Source organism: Saccharopolyspora sp. NPDC045839 (genome assembly GCF_056431645.1).
Window position 1 is genome coordinate 63490 of record NZ_JBWKKH010000028.1, and the last position, 17303, is coordinate 80792.

Annotated in this window: 13 protein-coding genes; 6 read left to right on the forward strand and 7 right to left on the reverse strand. The window is 70.1% G+C overall.

Annotated features, from left to right (window positions below; genetic code table 11):
• Positions 1-82: 82 nt before the first annotated feature.
• Entirely contained in the window at positions 83-814 is a 732-nt protein-coding gene (locus AC07EQ_RS31360) for a hypothetical protein (protein WP_478391448.1), read from the reverse strand.
• Positions 811-2115, reverse strand: a complete 1305-nt coding sequence (gene eccE, locus AC07EQ_RS31365) for a type VII secretion protein EccE (RefSeq protein ID WP_478391449.1) — start codon at positions 2113-2115, stop codon at positions 811-813. Before eccE ends, AC07EQ_RS31360 begins: the two co-directional genes overlap by 4 nt.
• Before the next feature lie 174 nt (positions 2116-2289).
• Here eccE and eccB point away from each other — a divergent pair, with 174 nt between their 5' ends.
• The 3 genes from eccB (at position 2290) to AC07EQ_RS31380 (ending at position 6021) form a co-directional block, all read left to right on the forward strand.
• Positions 2290-3882, forward strand: a complete 1593-nt coding sequence (gene eccB / locus AC07EQ_RS31370; RefSeq protein ID WP_478391450.1) for a type VII secretion protein EccB — start codon at positions 2290-2292, stop codon at positions 3880-3882.
• A 247-nt stretch (positions 3883-4129) separates the two neighbouring features.
• Positions 4130-4441, forward strand: coding sequence for a hypothetical protein (locus tag AC07EQ_RS31375; RefSeq protein WP_478391451.1), 312 nt, complete (start codon positions 4130-4132; stop codon positions 4439-4441).
• A 2-nt stretch (positions 4442-4443) separates the two neighbouring features.
• Positions 4444-6021, forward strand: a complete 1578-nt coding sequence (locus AC07EQ_RS31380; protein ID WP_478391452.1) for a WXG100 family type VII secretion target — start codon at positions 4444-4446, stop codon at positions 6019-6021.
• 304 nt (positions 6022-6325) lie between these two features.
• Here the strand turns inward: AC07EQ_RS31380 and AC07EQ_RS31385 are convergent, their stop codons facing one another.
• The gene (locus AC07EQ_RS31385; protein ID WP_478391453.1) at positions 6326-6997 is read right to left on the reverse strand and encodes a response regulator; all 672 of its coding nucleotides are present in this window, start codon (positions 6995-6997) and stop codon (positions 6326-6328) included.
• Complete coding sequence (locus AC07EQ_RS31390) at positions 6994-8118, reverse strand: sensor histidine kinase (protein WP_478391454.1); 1125 nt, start codon at positions 8116-8118, stop codon at positions 6994-6996. Before AC07EQ_RS31390 ends, AC07EQ_RS31385 begins: the two co-directional genes overlap by 4 nt.
• A gap of 142 nt (positions 8119-8260) precedes the next feature.
• Here AC07EQ_RS31390 and AC07EQ_RS31395 point away from each other — a divergent pair, with 142 nt between their 5' ends.
• Positions 8261-8956 (forward strand): hypothetical protein, encoded by a 696-nt coding sequence (locus AC07EQ_RS31395; protein WP_478391455.1) that lies wholly within the window; start codon positions 8261-8263, stop codon positions 8954-8956.
• 58 nt (positions 8957-9014) lie between these two features.
• Here AC07EQ_RS31395 and mycP read toward each other — a convergent pair whose 3' ends face one another.
• Positions 9015-10409: a type VII secretion-associated serine protease mycosin gene (gene mycP / locus AC07EQ_RS31400; protein ID WP_478391456.1), complete on the reverse strand. Its 1395-nt coding sequence runs from the start codon at positions 10407-10409 to the stop codon at positions 9015-9017.
• Positions 10410-10420: 11 nt separating this feature from the next.
• Positions 10421-11860, reverse strand: a complete 1440-nt coding sequence (gene eccD / locus AC07EQ_RS31405; RefSeq protein ID WP_478391457.1) for a type VII secretion integral membrane protein EccD — start codon at positions 11858-11860, stop codon at positions 10421-10423.
• A gap of 292 nt (positions 11861-12152) precedes the next feature.
• Here eccD and eccCa point away from each other — a divergent pair, with 292 nt between their 5' ends.
• Together eccCa and AC07EQ_RS31415 are read left to right on the forward strand one after the other, a co-directional pair.
• Complete coding sequence (eccCa, locus tag AC07EQ_RS31410; RefSeq protein ID WP_478391458.1) at positions 12153-16256, forward strand: type VII secretion protein EccCa; 4104 nt, start codon at positions 12153-12155, stop codon at positions 16254-16256.
• Positions 16257-16351: 95 nt separating this feature from the next.
• Complete coding sequence (locus AC07EQ_RS31415; RefSeq protein WP_478391459.1) at positions 16352-16753, forward strand: hypothetical protein; 402 nt, start codon at positions 16352-16354, stop codon at positions 16751-16753.
• Between the two features lie 154 nt (positions 16754-16907).
• On the opposite strand, the gene AC07EQ_RS31420 is transcribed toward AC07EQ_RS31415, so the two are convergent.
• Entirely contained in the window at positions 16908-17138 is a 231-nt protein-coding gene (locus AC07EQ_RS31420; RefSeq protein WP_478391460.1) for a hypothetical protein, read from the reverse strand.
• Between the last annotated feature and the right edge of the window lie 165 nt (positions 17139-17303).

Sequence of the window (17303 nt, forward strand, 5' to 3'; positions counted from 1 at the left end):
TATTACTACTCGCGATGTCCAGTGCCGGAAACGAAGAAGCCCCGACCGGTTCATCCGGTCGGGGCTTCTTCGTTCTGCCGGTTCAGTCGCCTCGGCGGATCGGGCCCAGGATTTCCTGTTCCATCGCCTTCGTCACCAGGCGGATCATCGTCCACGTCATGTTTCCGAGGGCGATCGCCTGGTCGTCCTTGAGCTGCGTGAGCTGTTGGACCTGGTGGCCGTGCAGGCTCCAGATGCGCTGGGCGAGCTGCGCCTGGTTCAGCGGGAGGCGCTGCAGGAGCACCAGGTCCGCCGTGTTCGCCGCGGTGCCGCTGCTGACCTGCGGGTGCAGGTAGGGCAGCACGTACATGGTCGTCTGCCACGGCGCGCGCGGCGGGAACAGTTCCTGCGGCACCGCGCCGCCGTCGTGGATCACCAGCAGCGGGGTGTCCTCAGTGGACCGAGGCAGGTCGAACGGCGCCAGCCGCCGGATCTGCACCAGCGGCACCGGCTTCCCGTCCGGGGTCTGGCCGGCCGCCCGCTCCAGCATCTTCCACGCCGCCGGCCGCCCGGTGGCGACGATCACCCACGCGCCGGTGGCCATCGCGCGCAGCGCCAGCTGCCGAGCGAGGTACAGGCCGCCGACGGTGACCATGCGGGTCGGGTTCGGCCGCAGCATCGACGCGGCCTGCGCGTTGCCCTGCGGGTCCGAGCCGATGATCACGCCGCCGCGGTCGGCGGACGGGCTGATCGCGTCCAGGGTTTCCGGAGTGACCAGGAATTCCGGTGCCGCGCCGCGGCTGCCCGGCACGTCGATGGTTCTGCTTCGGCTCATGCCGCACCTCCGAGCGGCAGCGTCGCCGCGTAGCCGGCCAGTTGCGAGCCGCGCAGCGGGGTCAGGGTCAGGCCGATGCGGCCGCTGATCGCCTTCAGCCGCTCGTCTGCGGTGTCGAGTTCGGCGGGGGTTCGGGCGCTGACCCGGACCAGGCCGCGCAGCCCGACCTCGCCTGCCTCGCCGACCGGTGAGATCGACAGCGCGATGCTGGTGGACAGCGCGCGGATCCCGGTGAGCACGTTGAGGCTGTCGTTCATCTGGTTCGGCCAGCTGGTGATGGCGTAGCTGGAGTGGCCGACGCCACCCGCGGTCACGCCGTCCCACCGCTCCTTGAGGCCCACGGGCCGCTGCGAACCGAGCACGTTGTGCAGTTCTGCCGAGGAAATCCCGGCCTGCAGCAGCTCGTCCGGGTCCAGCGGGCGGGTCGGAATGCCGCTGCGCTCCAGCGCGTTGCGCACTCGGGACAGCGCGCCGATGAGTGCCCGCTGCGCGCCGAGGATGCCGCCGCCGCGCTCGCCGATCGCCTTGGCGCAGCGCTGCGGGTCCAGCCGCACCGCGATCCAGGTGGTGCGCCGCGCCGCCGCGGGCAGCCGGCCCTGGACCTCGAGGTAGGAGTTCAGCGCCGGGGAATTCGACGGCAGCGCCGCGCTTCCCGGGTAGCAGTGCCAGATGACCTGGATCGCGTCGAGCACCACGCCGCGGTCCTCCAGGCACGGCGTCAGCACGCCCAGCGGCAGGTTCGGCGTGTCCTCGATGGGGTTCAGCAGCGACGGCGACGGCTCGGCCATCAGCACCGCGGTCCACTTGCCCTTGTGCCAGGACATCCCGACCGGGTTGCGGTCGTGGTCCTGAGCGCGGGAGATCACCAGGTCCTCGACGACCAGGCGCAGCAGCGCGACCCGGTGGTTCTCGTCCGGGCCGATGATGCCGTCGCCGTCCTTGTCCTCAGCCGGTTCCATCGCGTCGACGCTGGCCGGCTGGGAAACGCGGGTGTGGTTGCGGCCGCGGTATTCGAGCACCAGCCCGAACCACTGCGTGAACCACCGGCCGCGCCGCCGCAGCAGCGCGATGATGATCGCCAGCACCGCCACGCCCGCGCTCACCGGCAGCAGCATCTGGTCGATCAGGAAGAGGATCAGGCCGATGGCGAGGCCGACCTCGATGAGCACGATGTTGGCCGCCGGAATGCCGCCGAGCGTCACGCCGTTGATCCGCCGACGGCGCGCGCGAATTCGAGCGCGGGGCGGATTGGCGGGCCCGGGAGCAGTCGGCTGGGCCGGATGTTGTGTGGTCACGGACATCCGTTCGGTCTCTCCCCCTCGCAGGTTGGTGCGGCGCACAGCGCGCTGGGACGCGTTCTGGAGTCAGCCGCCTGACGAGAATACTGACGGACTCGGTCGAACCGCACCCATTCGGTATCTCTCTGCGACTATCCTGCGAAACCGTACCTCGGACGGGAGAGCTGTAGGCGAAGAATGGCATCAACACCCACAACGAAGTCACAGGTTCAGGCGTATCGGTTCGTGCTGCGCCGCATGGAGTCGGCGCTGGTGCGCAAAGACGCGGTGATGCTCCACGATCCGATGGGCTCGCACAAGCGGGCCACGGTCGCCGGCGCGGTGCTCGCCGCGATCGGCATGATCGGTTTCCTGGTTTGGGGTCTTTTCGGCGGCAAGGGTTCGGTGCCGGAACCGGGGTCGATCATCATCGCGAAGGAAAGCGGCAGCGTTTTCGTCGTCACTTCCGACCAGCAGGCCCAGAAGCGGCTGATTCCGATGATGAACATGGCATCGGCGAAGCTGCTGGTCATGGCCCAGGGCGGCGGCCAGGGCGGCGGCCCGGTGCCGACCACGACGGTGAAGCAGGCCGCGCTGGCGGACTTCCCGCGCGGCGCGCTGACCGGCATGGTCAACGCCCCGACCTACCTGCCGGACGCGAAGAACGTCGCGGAGCCGTCCTGGGCGATCTGCGATGTCGGCCAGGTCCGGGACACCCTCAGCAGCGCCCGCGTCGAGGCGTCGGCGAAGGTGGAGACGACGGTCATCGGCGGTGACGGCAACCACGGCACGGAGATCGCGCCGAACCAGTCGCTGTACGTCAAGGACCAGACGTCCGGCCAGGAATACCTCGTCTACCGCGTGAAGGACCTGCCGGGTCGCGCGCACACCCACGTGGTCAAGTCGCAGGTCGACCAGACGGAGACCACCGTCATGGACATCTTCCGGCTGCGGGGCGCCACCCCGCGGACGATCAGCACGAACATGCTGAACGCGATCCCGGAGGTGCCCGCGCTGCAGGTGCCCACCGTTCCCAACGAGGGCACGCAGTTGAGCTACATGTCCCGCTACCAGGCCGGTGACGTGGTCAAGCGCACCGTGCCCGGCCAGCCGGACCAGTTCTTCCTGCTGCTGCCGAGCGGGAAGCAGGAGATCAGCGAGGGCGCGGCGGCCGTGCTGCACGCGTCGAAGACGAACAGCCAGGACGTCCCGAACGCGACCGGTGCGGTCACCGACGCCCAGCTGGCGGAAACCTCCGAGCAGCTGAACCTGTCGGGCTTCCCGATGGCGGTGCCGACCCCGGTCACGTTCCAGCAGTCCGACACGTCCTGCCTGAGCTGGAAGAACGTCAACGGTGACCAGAACATCACGGTGACCGTGCACAAGGGCTCGCCGACGGCGAAGCCGCCGGTGAAGCTGGCCCAGTACGACGGCGCCGGGCAGAACGTCGACTACTTCTACATGCCGCCGGGCAAGGCGGCCGTGGTGCGCGGCGCGTCGAACGAGGCGGGCGCGGACAGCGGCCCGATCTTCCTGGTTTCCGACCAGGGCGTGCAGTTCGGCATCAAGGACGTCGCGACCGCGCAGGGACTCGGCGTGATCGGTGGTGCCGGGGACATCAAGGCCGGGCCGTCCTGGCTGATGCGGGTGCTGCCGAAGGGCGACTTCCTCGACCCGGCGAACGCGAGCCTGACCTACGACTCGGTCCCGGTGGGGCCGGGCGGGGTGAACCGCCCGCCGCAGAACCCGCAGCAACAGCAGCAAGCCGGAGGCGTCCAGGTAGGTAGCTGACGGTCGTGAGTGGTCGTGGCCGCTCCGGCGACCACAACCACTCACGAAACCGGGAACCGAACTGGTCGGCTCGAACGTCCGAGGAACAAGCGATCCGCCCGCAGCCCACGGTGAGCTGCGGGCGGATCGTCTTTAGAAGCGGTCTCCGAACTCGTCCTGCGCGGCGGTGCCGGTAGCGCAGGCGGGCTGAGCGGCTGCGCCGCTTGAAAGACAAACGCTTGAGAGCGACCAACGTGGGAGGTGCCGGATGTCGGGGATCCGGATCGACGTCGAATGGCTGGCGACGTGCGCGCGCGAGGTGCGCGCCGCCGGCGAGGAGATAGCGGCCGCGCAGCCGGCCGTGGCGGCCGCCGAACTGGCGCCGGAGGCCTTCGGCGCGCTCGGCCGCGAGGCGGGCGCTGCCGAGGCGTACCAACGGCTTTGCGAGCTGCTGCTGGACCAGAGCCGACGAGCGGGGGAGACGCTGACCCGGGCCGGTGACGAGCTGGGCGAGGTCGTGGACTTCCACAGCGGTGGCGACGACGACAGCGCCGTCGAGTTCCGGAAGCAGGAGGCGTGATCATGGCCAAGAGCCCCGAGGTGGCCGAACACCTCGACTACCTGTCCCGCGTCGCCGACGAGCTGGACTTCGAGAACTCGATCCCCGCCGACCTCGCCGAACTGGTCGGTCGCCACGAGGAACTGCTCGAAGCCGCGCGGGTCTGGCGCGAGGGCGCGGAAAGCATCGAGCACGCCGCGGAAGGCGTGCAGGGCAAGCTCGGCGGGATCGATTCGGCCTGGCAGGGCAAGGACGCCGACGCGTTCCTCGGGCACATCCGCGAGGTCGGCGTGGCGGGCCACGACCTGGTCGACACGATGCGCGCGCTGGCGGATGTGCTGGATCACACGGTGGAGGCCCTGCAGGCGCAGTTCGATGACCTGGGCGCGCTGGTCGCGGAGGCGGCGGACTCGGTGTCCGCCGCGCTGCTGGAGCCGGAGGACGGCCACAAGCGGGCGCGCAAGCACCTCGCGGAGCTGGCGCAGCCCACGCAGGAACTGACGGAGTCCATTTCGGACAGTTATCGCGCGTTCGCCCGGTTCTGCGACGACGTGGCCGCGGGCCGCTCGGCGGGTCCGGCGAAGCTCGAACACCGGATGCCCGCCGAGGCCTGGGACTTCAACGCCCCGGCCGCTCCGGCGCCCGCCGATCCGGCCGCGGCCGAACCGGCTGCTGCCGGTGGTGGCGGCGCGTCCGGTGGCGGCGAACCGGCCGGTGGCGCTGGCGGCGGTTCTGCCGGTGGTGGCGGTGGCGCGGTGGGCGCTTCGGGCACCGCGGCTGCCGGAGGTGCCGAGCAGGAGCTCACCCCGGGCGACACCACGCGGGCCGGGGAGCCTTCGGCGATTCCGCCTGCGGCCGCTGCCGCCGCAGGTGGCGCGGCCGCGGCGGGTGGCGCCGCGGCCGGTGGCATGTACGGCGGCATGATGCCGATGGGCATGATGGGCGGGATGGCCGGCGGCCAGGGCGGGGGCCAGGAGCGCAAGAACCAGTCCCGCCTGAAGAGCAAGCCGGAGGAGCTGTTCGGCACGCCGCCGGACGCGGCCCCGCCGGTCTTCGGCGAAACTCAGCGGGACAAGCCGGAGCCGGCCAAGCCGACGACGTCGCAGTCGACGCCGAGGCGGGGTGTCCCGACGATCATCGAGCCGACGCCGCCGCGCCCGTCGATCGCGGATGCCCTGCACCCCAAGCAGCCCGAAACCCCGAAACCGGCCACGTCATCGGTCGGCGACGCCCCACAGCCGAAGCCCAAGACCGGCACGGCGTCTGTGGGCGATGCTCCGTCGCCGAAGCCGAAGACGGCATTCGTGGACGCTCCATCGCCGAAGTTCAAGACCGGTACGTCGTCGGTCGGCGACGCCCCGTCGCCGAAGCCGAAGCCCGGCACGGCATCCGCGGGAGACGCCCCGCCCCCGAAGCCGAAGACGGCACCCCTGGTTGAGGCTCCGTCGCCGAAGTTCAAGATCGGTACGGATTCTGTGGGCGACGCCCCGCCGTCGAAGCCGAAGACCGGTACGGATTCTGTGGACGACGCCCCACCGCCGAAGCCCAAGACCGGTACGGCGTCCGTGGGCGACGCCCCGCCGCCGAAGCGTCGGGACTAGACCCTCGCGCTTCGCGATCTGCCGCTCGCGGAGCGCTTGCGTGGCCCGGGGTCGTGAGCGGATTGGGCCGCAGCGGAGGATGTTCGGGGTTGTCCAGAACGCCGTTTTCGCGCGAAAGCGGCGTTCGCCACGCCTGCGGGATGACGGTTTCGCGCGAAAACGACGCCCCGCGCGGCCGCGAAGCGGTCTCGCCACTTCACGGGCAGAAGCCCGCCGCTACCGCATCCGGAGCAACCTCTGCGGCAACAAAGCGCTCCCGGCCGGTGAGTGCAAAGCACTGCTGCGACCCGTGATCGGGCGGGGTTCAGCGCGGGGTTGTGGGCGTGACCAGGCCGGTTTCGTAGGCCGCGATGACGAGCTGGGCCCGGTCCCGGGCGTGCAGTTTGGCGAGCAGGCGGCCGATGTGGGTCTTCACGGTCGGCATGGTCAGGTGGAGGTGCTCGGCCAGTTCCGCGTTGGACAGCCCGCGGGCCACCAGGACGAGCACCTCGAGTTCCCGGCCGGTCAGCGATCGAAGGGCGCGGGCCGGGGCACCGGGCGGTTCCGGGCGCCGGGCGAACTCCGCGATCAGCCGCCGGGTCACCGAAGGCGCCAGGAGCCCGTCGCCGGCCGCGACCACCCGGACAGCGGTGAGCAGGTCGGCCGGCGGGGTGTCCTTGAGCAGGAATCCGCTGGCCCCGGCGCGCAATGCCGCGTACACGTACTCGTCCAGGTCGAACGTGGTGAGGATCAGCACCCGCACGCCGGGAAGCCCGGGATCGCCGCAGATCCGCCGGGTCGCCTCGATGCCGTCCACGTCCGGCATCCGGACGTCCATCAGCACCACGTCCGGCCGAACCCGCCGGGCCACCGTGACGGCCTCCTCACCGGTCGCGGCTTCCCCGACGGCGGAGAGGCCGGGGGCGGTGTCGACGAGCAGCCGGAAGCTGCCGCGCACCAACGCCTGGTCGTCCACGACGAGCACGCGGATGGTCACCTGTGTTCCCCCTTCCCGCAGGGCAGCCGGGCCGTGACGCCGAATCCGCCACCGGGGCGAGGCCCGGCGGTGAACTCGCCGCCGTACATCATCACCCGCTCCCGCATCCCCACCAGGCCGTGCCCGCCGCCGGGCCGACCAGCCCGCGTTCCGTCGTCCACGACGTGCACCCCGACCGCATCCGCGCCGACATCGACGCGAACGGTGCAGCGAGCCGGAGCGGCGTGCTTGACGGCGTTGGTGAGCGACTCCTGCACGATCCGGTAGGCCGCGAGCTCCACCCCGGCGGGCGGGTGCCCGGTCCCGGTGATCTCCAGGTCGACAAAGACCCCGGCGGCGATCGCGCGATCGGCGAGTTCGCGCAGCGCAGCAAGGCCCGGAACGGGTTCGTGGGGCAGTGGTTCGGCGGATCGGAGCACCCCGAGCATGCCGCGCATCTCCAGCAACGCGCTGCGGCTGGCCTCCTCGATGCCGCGCAGTGCTTCCCGGGCTTCGGCGGGCCGCTGCTCGGCGATGTGGTTGGCGACACCGGCCTGCACCGCGATCAGGCTGAGGTTGTGCGAGACGATGTCGTGCATCTCCCGCGCGATCCGCAGCCGCTCCTCGGCGCGGACGCGCCGGATCTCGCGTTCGGCGAAGGCGTCGCGCTGCCGGAAGTGCGCGCCGAGCCCCCAAGCACCACCGGCCAGCAGCCAGACGGCGCCGACCAGCCCGGCGATGTCGGCGACGTTCCCGGTGGGAGTGAACACGGCCTCGCCCAGGAACAGTCCGATTGCGACGGTCAGCAATGCGGTGACCACGGCGGGTGCTGATCGCCGCAGCGGCTCGGAACGTCCCACGGCGTGCAGGGCGAGGGCGGTGGAGATGCAGGGTTCGCGGGTGATGTCGAGCAACGTGGCCGCGGTCGTGGCCACCAGCACGACGGCGAGGACCGGCAGCGGCCACCTGCCGCGCACCGCGACGGGGAGGCCGACCGCTGCCGCGATCAGCCAGCCGAGCCAGGCCGGGCCGGTGAAGACCGGCAGCCCGTCCGAGCCGTCCTGCATCGCGAAGGAGACGTATGCGGCGCTGATCGCCACGCCCAGGACGGCATCGAGGAGAACGAGGCGGTTGCCGAGCACAGCGCGACACTAATCGCGCGGTCGGCGGAGGTCGTCCGACCGAGGTGTGCGAGTTCTCGGCGCCCGTCATACCCGGGTATGACGGGAAAGTCCGGACCCCGGTCCGATGCCCGGACGGGCGCCGGGGCCGATCGTTCACCGCATGACGCACACTCGTTTCCCCGGTGCCTGGCCCGGTGGGCTGGCGCTGGTCCTCGGCCCGCTGTTCATGCTGGTCGGGGCCCTGCTCCGGGCCGGGCACAACTTCTTCTTCCCGGACCAGCTCGCCGCGTACGCCGCCGAACCGGCCCTGATCGCGGTCGCGTACAGCGCGTTCCTGATCGGCGACGTGGTGCTGTGGCCGGGAGTCGTGCTGCTCGCGCAGCGGATCGGCGGGAGCCGTCCCGGCTGGGCGCTCTGGGGCGGGATGCTGACCGCCTTCGGTCTTTTCGCCCGCGTCTTCCACGCGGGCATCGACCACCTGGCGTTCCAGCTGGCCGATCTGCGGGGAGTGGCATCCGCGACGAGCCTGGTGGGCGACGCGTACGGCGCCTACCACGTGATGAGCGCGCTGAACCCGGCGATCATGGCCGGTTGGGTGGTGCTGGCCTTCGGCGCCTGGCGCGCCGGTGTCCTCGGGCCGTTCCGGGCGGTGGCGTTGGGCCTGATGGCAGCACTGCCGATCGGTGTCCTGAAGGGGACCACCGCGCTTTCGGTGATCGCGCTCACCGGACTCGCGGTGGCCTTGGTGTCGCTGGGCTGGCAGGAGCTGCGCGCCGCACCCCGCCCGCCGGCCCGGCGAATCGCGTTCGCAGCGGTGGTGATCGGCGCGATGGCGTTGCTCGGCACGCTGGGCTGACGCTGACGTGAAACGGCCCGGTGTCCGAAGTGGACACCGGGCCGTTTCGTCGTGTTGCTCAGCGGTCGCCTCGGGCCCTCGCCCGGACGCTGCGCACCGCGTTGATCAGGAACGCCGTGAAGATGATCCCCGCGACTCCCGCTCCGGCACCGCCCAGGGCGATGATCAGGGCCGGGTAGTCCTTCTGCGGAATCACATCCGCGTCCAGCTTCGTCGGCTTCGGCGGCGGCGCCTGCTTGCCCCACTCGGCGGGCACCACGTCCGCCAGCGCCGCGGCCGGGTCGACCATGCCGTAGCCGACGATGTCGTTGCGCCCGTTGATGCCGCCCGGGTGCAGAGAAGTCTCCTTGATCCGGTCCATGATCTGCCCGGCGGTCAGGTTCGGGTACTTCTCCTTGATCAGCACCGCCAGCCCGGCCACGTATGGCGAGGCGAAGCTGGTGCCCTGGATCGGGCCCGGCTGGCCGTTCTCGCCCGTGGCGATCTGGCTGGCCAGTCCTTGGCCGCCGACGCCGGGGTCGAGCGCGACCAGGTTCTCGCCCGGCGCGGCCACGTCCACCCACGGACCCGGCACCGTGAACTCCGACGGCGCACCCTGCTGGTTCACCGAGGCGACGGTGAGCACGTACTCGTCGAACCAGGCCGGCAGCACTGCGGTCGTCGGGCTACCGGACGCGTTCTTCTGGCAGGCCTCGCCGGTGTTCCCGGCCGCCACGACGACCACGACGTTGCGTTCATACGCGGTCTTGACCGCGTTGTGCAGCCTTTGGTTGCCGTAGTCGTTGTAGTTGCTGGCCTGCGCGATCGACTGGCAGGACGACTGCGAGATGTTGATGACGCTCGCGCCCCGGTCCACCGCGATGTTGATGGCCTGCGCCATCGTGTCGGTGTTGCCGATCGTGGCGTTGTCGGCCTCGTTGACGAACAGCTTGGAGGACTGCCGGATCGACAAGATCGAGGCATCAGGTGCGACGCCGACGTAGCCCATCTTGCCGGACGGGTCGGAGCCCGCCGCGATGATGCCCGCCACGATCGTGCCGTGCCCGTCACAGTCCTTGTCCCCGCCACCGTCCGGAACGCTGCTTCCGCCGTTCTGGACCTTGCCGCGCAACAGCGGATGCGAAGCGTTCACACCGGTGTCGATGACTGCCACCGTCTGCCCGGAACCGCGCAGGCCCTCGTCGTGGGCCCGCTCGAAGCCGAGCACCAGCTGGCTCCACGGCTTCTCCTCGATCACGGAGTTGCCGCTGTTGCCCCGCATGCAGCCCTGCTTCTGCGGATAGTTGAACGACTGCAGCGAGTGACTGGCCAATTGGGACGGATCCAGTCGCGGCGGGCCGACGGTCTGCGCGACCGCAGGTGCCGTCGGACCGCCCAGCGCCAGCGTGCCCGCCGCGGCGAGCAGCGCGAATCCGCGCAGCCCGCCGCGGGAGCGGAAGGTCCTAGAGCGCATCACGCTGCCCCTCAGAAGAAGTTCAGGTTGAGGTCGCGGATCATCATGTAGAGGTCCATGGCGGCCAGTGCCAGCGGCAGCACCAGTGCGATCAGGACGGCTTCCAGGATGTCCACCATGCGGCGCTGCACCGGCGAGAACCGGCGGTTCGGGAACACCACGCCGAAGACGATCGACAGGATGCCGAGCAGCAGCAGCGGCGGGAACACCCAGGCGACGGCCAGCGGCCACTGCGCGACCTGCACGAGCAGTCCGATGGTGACGCCCAGCGACGAGAGCAGACCGCTCAGCAGCAGCGCGATCGCCTGGCTGCCGTTGGCGTAGTTGCGGCCGCGCAGCAGCAGGACCGCCGAGACGACGATGGCGAACACCGCGCCCCAGATGCTGGCCGCGGCCGCGAGGATCGAGCCGAGCGCGGCGACCACGCCACAGCCGATGATCAGGCCGGTCATGTACTGGTGGGCCAGGCCGGTCTGCCGCTCGATCATCCGGTAGTCCGGGAACCCGGTGTCTTCCTTGAGGTCCTCGGCGCTGCCCGGCACGTGCGGCAGCGGCAGCTTGGCGAGCTGGATGGTGATGCGCGGCAGCAGCGAGATGCCCGCCAGGCCGACGGCCGCGGCGCCCGCGGCGATGCCCGCGGTGGTCGCGGCGTCCACAAGGGTCGCGACGAGGAAGGCGATGGTGCCGAACGCCGCCGCCGTGGCGGCCGCGATGAAGGTGACGATGCCCGCGCCGATCACCATGATCGACACCGCCGCGAAGATCAGCATCAGCGCGCTTGCCAGCAGCAACCGCGGTTCGAGCGCGTTGCCCGGCACGATGTTGAAGCCGGCTACGAACGCCATCGGCAGACCGCCGGCGGCGGCGATCACCGTGCCGGTGGTGGAGGCCGCGTAGGCGCGGGTCACGATCGACCCGACGCCGGTCGCGAAGATCGCCACCACGACCGCCGTCACGGCGGCCACGATCTGGTAGACGATCGGCGCGGTGCCCTCCATGGTGGGGTGCAGCAGCCCGGCCGGGCCCGCGAGTCCCAATGCGACGGCCGCGCCGATGAGCGCCAGCGCGCCGGCCGCGTGCCCGATCTTGGCCGCGGTTTCCTTCGTCCACGGCCGGTAGCTACCCGGTTCCGCTTCCGCGAGTGCGTCGACGACGTCGTCGTACAGCGGCGGCGGTGGGTCGTCCGATCGGCGCCGCAACTGCAACATGTCGCCGTCGACGATTCCCTGCGAGGACAGCGTCTGGCTCGGGTCGAGGGGCTGGCTCTCCCCGAGCTTGGCCAGGCACCAGCCGCCGTGCCGGGAACCGCCGTCCGGGGTGATCCCGCGGGCCATGTCCAGCACCATCGGCAACAGATCGGCCACCGCTACGTCGGCGGGAAGCGCCAGGTCGATGCGAGTTGTAGGCGCCACCACCGTCACGCGGCTGAACACCGTGGTACCGGTCGCCACTTGGGCCCCCTACTCCCTGAGGTTGATTGCCTTGCTTCGTTTGTGTCGCTGGGCTCGATCCAACCAAGGCCGGTTTTTCTTCCGAAACCCACCCGCCCGGTCGAAGAGCGCCCCTAGTATGGCCACACCGACCGTCGACGGGTGACAGGTTTGGTCGAACTCGTGCCAACTACTTCATATCTGGTTGGTCACGCCCGACTCGCTCCCCGGCGCCGGCGGTGTTGCGGCGATGCAGAATGCTGGCTGCGACACATTCGAGAGCACGTTTGACACGGAAAGGTTGTTGCGTCCGGTGAGCACGCTGCAGTTCAAGCGAACGCCACGCCTGGCCGCTCCCAGGCCACCGGGCGGGGAGGTGCACCTCGAACCACCGCCGGAGATCCCGCGGACGATTCCGGGCAACATCGTCCAGAAGGTCTTGCCGGGCGTCATGATCGTGGCCTCGCTGGGGATGATGGTCTTCATGCTCCAGCGGGCCAAGGACAACCCGATGATGATGATGATGCCGATGATGATGCTCATCTCAACGTTCGGGATGATGGCCGGCGGTGGCAAGGACGGCAGTCAGAAGAAGGCCGAGATGAACGAGGACCGCAAGGACTACCTGCGGTACCTCGGTCAGATGCGGGACCGCGCGCGGGAGGCGGCCGACGAGCAGCGCCTGGCGCGCGAGTGGGTGCACCCCGACCCGCAGACCCTGTGGTCGCTGGCCGCGGGCAGTCGGCGGATGTGGGAGCGCCGTCCCAACGACAACGACTTCTGCCAGGTCCGGGTCGGCCGTGGTTCGCAGCGGCTCGAAACCCGCCTGGTGCCGCCGCAGACCGGCCCCGTCGACGAGCTGGAGCCGATCACCACGCTGGCGCTGCGCCGCTTCGTGCGCGCCCACTCGCTGGTGCCGGAACTGCCGATCGCGACCTCGCTGCGCGGCTTCGCCGCCGTCGGCCTGCAGGGCGACCGGGAACTGGTGCGCGGCCTGGCCCGCGCGATCGTGTGCCAGCTGGCCACTTTCCACACCCCCGACGACGTGATGATCGCGGTCGCCAGCAGCGGCCGCGCGCGCACGGAGTGGGACTGGGTGAAGTGGCTGCCGCACGCGCAGCACCCGACCGAGACCGACGGCATCGGCCAGATGCGTTTGATGGCCGGTTCGCTGGGCGTCCTCGAGCAGATGCTCGCCGAGCAGCTGGCCGATCGGCCGCGCTTCCAGCGCAACGCGGCGCCGCCGGACGGCCAGCCGCACATCGTGATCATCATCGATGACGCCGAGATCAGCCGCGAAGAGGCGCTCTACGTCGAGGGCGGCCTGGCCGGCGTCACCATGATCGACCTGTCCGACCTGCTCGGACAGCTCACCGCGCGCCGCGGCATGCGGATGGTCGTCGAGGAGGACCGCATCGGTGCCCGCGGCGGGTCCGGTGTGGAGTGGTTCGGCAAGCCGGACTCGCTGACCATGGAGGAGGCCACCTCGCTGGCCCGCCAGATGGCCCCGTACCGGGTCGCCGGCGGCGTTTCCGCCTCCGACGCCGACAGCGGCGGCTACGAGCCGCTGACCACGCCGCTGAACTACATTGAGCAGTTGGGGCTGGCCGGTGACGTCGTCACCTTCGACCTCAACGAGGCGTGGCGGCCCCGGTCGCGCGACGACCTGTACCGCGTCGCGATCGGCCCTGGTGAGCAGGGCGAGATCGTGCACCTGGACATCAAGGAGACCGCCTCCGGCGGCATGGGCCCGCACGGGCTGTGCATCGGTTCGACCGGTTCCGGTAAGTCCGAGTTCCTGCGCACCATCGTGCTGGGCCTGATGGCCACCCACTCGTCGTCGATGCTGAACTTCGTCGTCGTCGACTTCAAGGGTGGTGCGACGTTCAACGGCTTCGAGCCCGCGCCGCACGTGTCGGCGTCGATCTCGAACCTGGAGGGCGACGGCTCGCTGATCGACCGCATGCAGGACGCCCTGGCCGGTGAGATGAACCGCCGCCAGGAGATCCTGAACAAGGCGGGCGCGAAGAACGTCTGGGACTACCGGAAGATGGGCGAAGCCGGCGACGAGCGCTGTGCCGAGCCGCTGCCCGCGCTGTTCGTGGTCATCGACGAGTTCTCCGAGCTGCTGTCGCAGCAGCCGGACTTCGCCGAGCTGTTCGTGATGATCGGTCGACTGGGCCGTTCGCTGCAGGTCCACCTGCTGCTGGCCTCCCAGCGGCTGGAAGAGGGCAAGCTGCGCGGCCTGGACACGCACCTCTCGTACCGGATCGGTCTGAAGACCTTCAACGCGGCGGACTCCCGCGCGGCGATCGGTGTTCCGGACGCCGCCGACCTGCCCGCCACCGGTGGTCACGGTTACCTGAAGCACCCCAACGGCATGGAGCGGTTCCGCGCCGCGTTCGTGTCCGGGCACCTGCACCAGACCAGCGGCCGCCGTCCGACGCTGAAGGGCGGCGCGTCCCCGGTCACCGGCGACAAGATGCCCCGGGAGTTCATCCCGGACTACATCGAGAAGCCGCCGGAACCGGAGACGCCGGTCGTCGAGGAGGTCAAGGAGAAGAAGAGCGACCTCGACCCGACGGACTTCCAGGTCATCATCGACAAGATCCACGGCCAGGGCCCGCCGGCGCACGCGGTGTGGCTGCCGCCGCTGGACACACCGCCCACTTTGGACGCCCTGCTGCCGCCGCTGCAGCAGACCGACGACCGCGGTTACACGGCCGCGGGCTACTCGGGCAGTGGTCGGCTCCAGGTGCCGGTCGGTCTGATCGACGTCCCGTACCACCAGCGGCAGGACCCGATGGTGGTGGACCTCGGCGGTCAGGGCGGTCACGGCGCGATCGTCGGCGGTGTCGGTGCAGGCAAGTCGAACACGGTGCGTGCGCTGATCACCTCGATGGCGCTGACGCACACCCCGCAGGAAGCGCAGTTCTACTGCGTCGACCTCGGTGGTGGTTCGATCGGCGCGCTGCGCGGCCTGCCGCACATGGGCGGCTACGGCACGCGGCGCGACCAGGACACCGTCCGGCGGACGATCGCGGAGCTGAAGACGATGCTGGCCGACCGTGAAGGCCGGTTCCAGCAGCACGGCGTCGAGAACATGAACGACTACCGCAACCGGAAGCGGCGCGGTGAGTTCGAGGACGACCCGTTCGGCGACGCGTTCCTGATCATCGACGGGTGGCGGACGTTCCGCGAGGAGTTCGAGGCGCTCGAGCAGGACGTGCTGGGCCTGGCGGCCAACGGCCTGGCCTTCGGCGTGCACGTGATCGTCACCGCCGCGCGGTGGGCGGAGATCCGCCCGGCGATGAAGGACCTGATGCAGACCCGCATCGAGTTGCGCCTCGGTGACCCGAGCGAGTCGGAGATCGACCGCAAGTTCGCGGTGAAGGTGCCGCCGGGCCGTCCCGGCCGCGGCATGCACGGCACCAAGCTGCACTTCCTGACGGCCATGCCCCGCGTGGACAGCGAGAAGATCGGTGACCGCGTCGAGGCGGAGATCGAGCAGGTCAAGCGGGACATCGAGGACGGCAAGGAGGTCCGCGCCCCCCGGATGGGCTGGGAGCTGTACAACGACGACCTCCCCGACGGCGTCGCCGACCTGGTCAACCGGGTCAAGAGCTCGTGGAAGGGGCGTCCGGCGCCGCAGGTTCGGTTGCTGCCGGATCTGCTGCCGTTCCAGCAGTTGCCGCGTCCGGAGCAGCAGCCGAACCCGAAGCTGGTGCCGATCGGTATCAACGAGGACGGCCTGCACCCGGTGTACCTGGACTTCAACGCCGAACCGAACTTCTACGCGTTCGGCGAGCGGGAGTCGGGCAAGACGGCGCTGCTGCGGACCATCATCCGCGGTATCACCGAGCGGTACAGCCCGAAGGAAGCGCTGATCATGCTGGTCGACTACCGGCGCAGCCTGCTCGGCGTCCTGCCGGAGTCGCACAAGCTGGACTACGTGGTCAACGCGGATCAGCTGAAGGGCGATGTCAAGGACATCTGCGGGTCGTTGAAGAAGCGGTTGCCGGGTCCGGATGTCACGCAGGAGCAGTTGCGGAACCGTTCCTGGTGGAAGGGCCCGGAGCTGTTCGTGATCGTCGATGACTACGAGTTGGTGGCGCCGCAGGGCGGCAACCCGCTCGCGCCGTTGGCGGAGTTCGTGCCGCAGGCCAACGACGTGGGTCTGCACATCGCGTTGGTGCGGAACTCCGGTGGTGCCAGCCGTGCCCTGTACGAGCCGATCATCGGCAAGATGCGGGAGACGTCGTCGCCGGGTCTGGCGATGAGCGCGAACAAGGACGATGGTCAGCTGGTGGCCAACATCAAGTCGCGGCAGCTGCCGCCTGGCCGGGGCACCCTGGTCAGCCGCAGCCTGCGCGGCGGGCCGCAGATGATCCAGACCGCGTTCCTCCAGCCGGAGTGACGATGGGCTAGCGCGACGAACCTCCCTCGCCTCCGGGCGGGGGAGGTTTTTCGTCGGAAGTGTTCACGGACCTTGATCAGGTGTGAGGTGACGGTGTGAACGAGTTCATCAAGCCCGTTGGCTGGAGCGAGCGACTCGCCCGCCGCAAGGCCGACGACGAGCGGCTGCTCCAGGAGTACGCCCGCGGCGAAGGGGCCGGCCGGAACCTGCGACCGCTGCGCGACTGGGTGCACCACGTGCGCCAGGACATCGGCGCGAACGGCGTCATCACCAAGGTCGAGTTGAAACCGGACGGCGAAACGGTCGCGTGGTTCTACGTGGAGCCGGAACCGCAGGAACAGCCGGCGCCCCAACCCGAAACGCGGCTGCCGAACGTCCCCGTGGTGACGAGCGTCGACGTCCCCAAGATGCCCACGCGCGCCGAGACCCCGACGAGCTCCGAACCGCGCCAGACCACGGCCGCCCGAAGCCTGCCGACCGAAGCGCGGACCTGGTGACCTCGCGCGGCAGGTTCTAGCCGGTGACCGGGCGCGTGGGGTCGGGCGGAGGTCGCGCCCGGTCACCGGGGTGGGCGGGTGCGGGTGGGGTTCGGGAGGTTCGGGGCCGTGTGTGTTTTGTGTTGCTCTAGCGGCACAAAAGACTCACGGGCGGTTACGGGCGCAGGTGGTGGCCTCCGGTGGGTTCGTCTGAGTCGGTGGTGGGGAATTCCGGTGGTATGCGGGGATGTTCGTGTTCCGACCCGTGTTCGTCTGCCGCTTCGCGGGTTTCGGCTTCGATGTCGGTGATGAAGTGCCACACCGTGTAGGCGCCTTCGCCGCCGCCCGCGTGCTGCCCCGTTGTCGCGAAGGCGATCGCCCGTGCGGGGATCTGAGTGGTGAGCATCGCGAGGATCAACAGGTTGAAACAGAATGAATGTGCTGAGCTGGATCCAGAACCTGAGATCGGTTCCTTTCCTGGCTTGGGAAGTGGGGGGGGGGGGGGGGGGGGGGGGGGGGGGGGGGGGGGGGGGGGGGGGGGGGGGGGGGGGGGGGGGGGGGGGGGGGAGAT

What these genes read in the sequence shown, in the direction of transcription:
- AC07EQ_RS31360 (WP_478391448.1), bottom strand. Translation starts at nt 814, where the DNA reads ATGAGCCGAAGCAGAACCATCGACGTGCCGGGCAGCCGCGGCGCGGCA.
- AC07EQ_RS31395 (WP_478391455.1), top strand. Translation starts at nt 8,261, where the DNA reads ATGACGCACACTCGTTTCCCCGGTGCCTGGCCCGGTGGGCTGGCGCTG.
- AC07EQ_RS31380 (WP_478391452.1), top strand. Translation starts at nt 4,444, where the DNA reads ATGGCCAAGAGCCCCGAGGTGGCCGAACACCTCGACTACCTGTCCCGC.
- AC07EQ_RS31420 (WP_478391460.1), bottom strand. Translation starts at nt 17,138, where the DNA reads ATGCTCACCACTCAGATCCCCGCACGGGCGATCGCCTTCGCGACAACG.
- AC07EQ_RS31375 (WP_478391451.1), top strand. Translation starts at nt 4,130, where the DNA reads ATGTCGGGGATCCGGATCGACGTCGAATGGCTGGCGACGTGCGCGCGC.
- eccE (WP_478391449.1), bottom strand. Translation starts at nt 2,115, where the DNA reads ATGTCCGTGACCACACAACATCCGGCCCAGCCGACTGCTCCCGGGCCC.
- mycP (WP_478391456.1), bottom strand. Translation starts at nt 10,409, where the DNA reads ATGCGCTCTAGGACCTTCCGCTCCCGCGGCGGGCTGCGCGGATTCGCG.
- eccB (WP_478391450.1), top strand. Translation starts at nt 2,290, where the DNA reads ATGGCATCAACACCCACAACGAAGTCACAGGTTCAGGCGTATCGGTTC.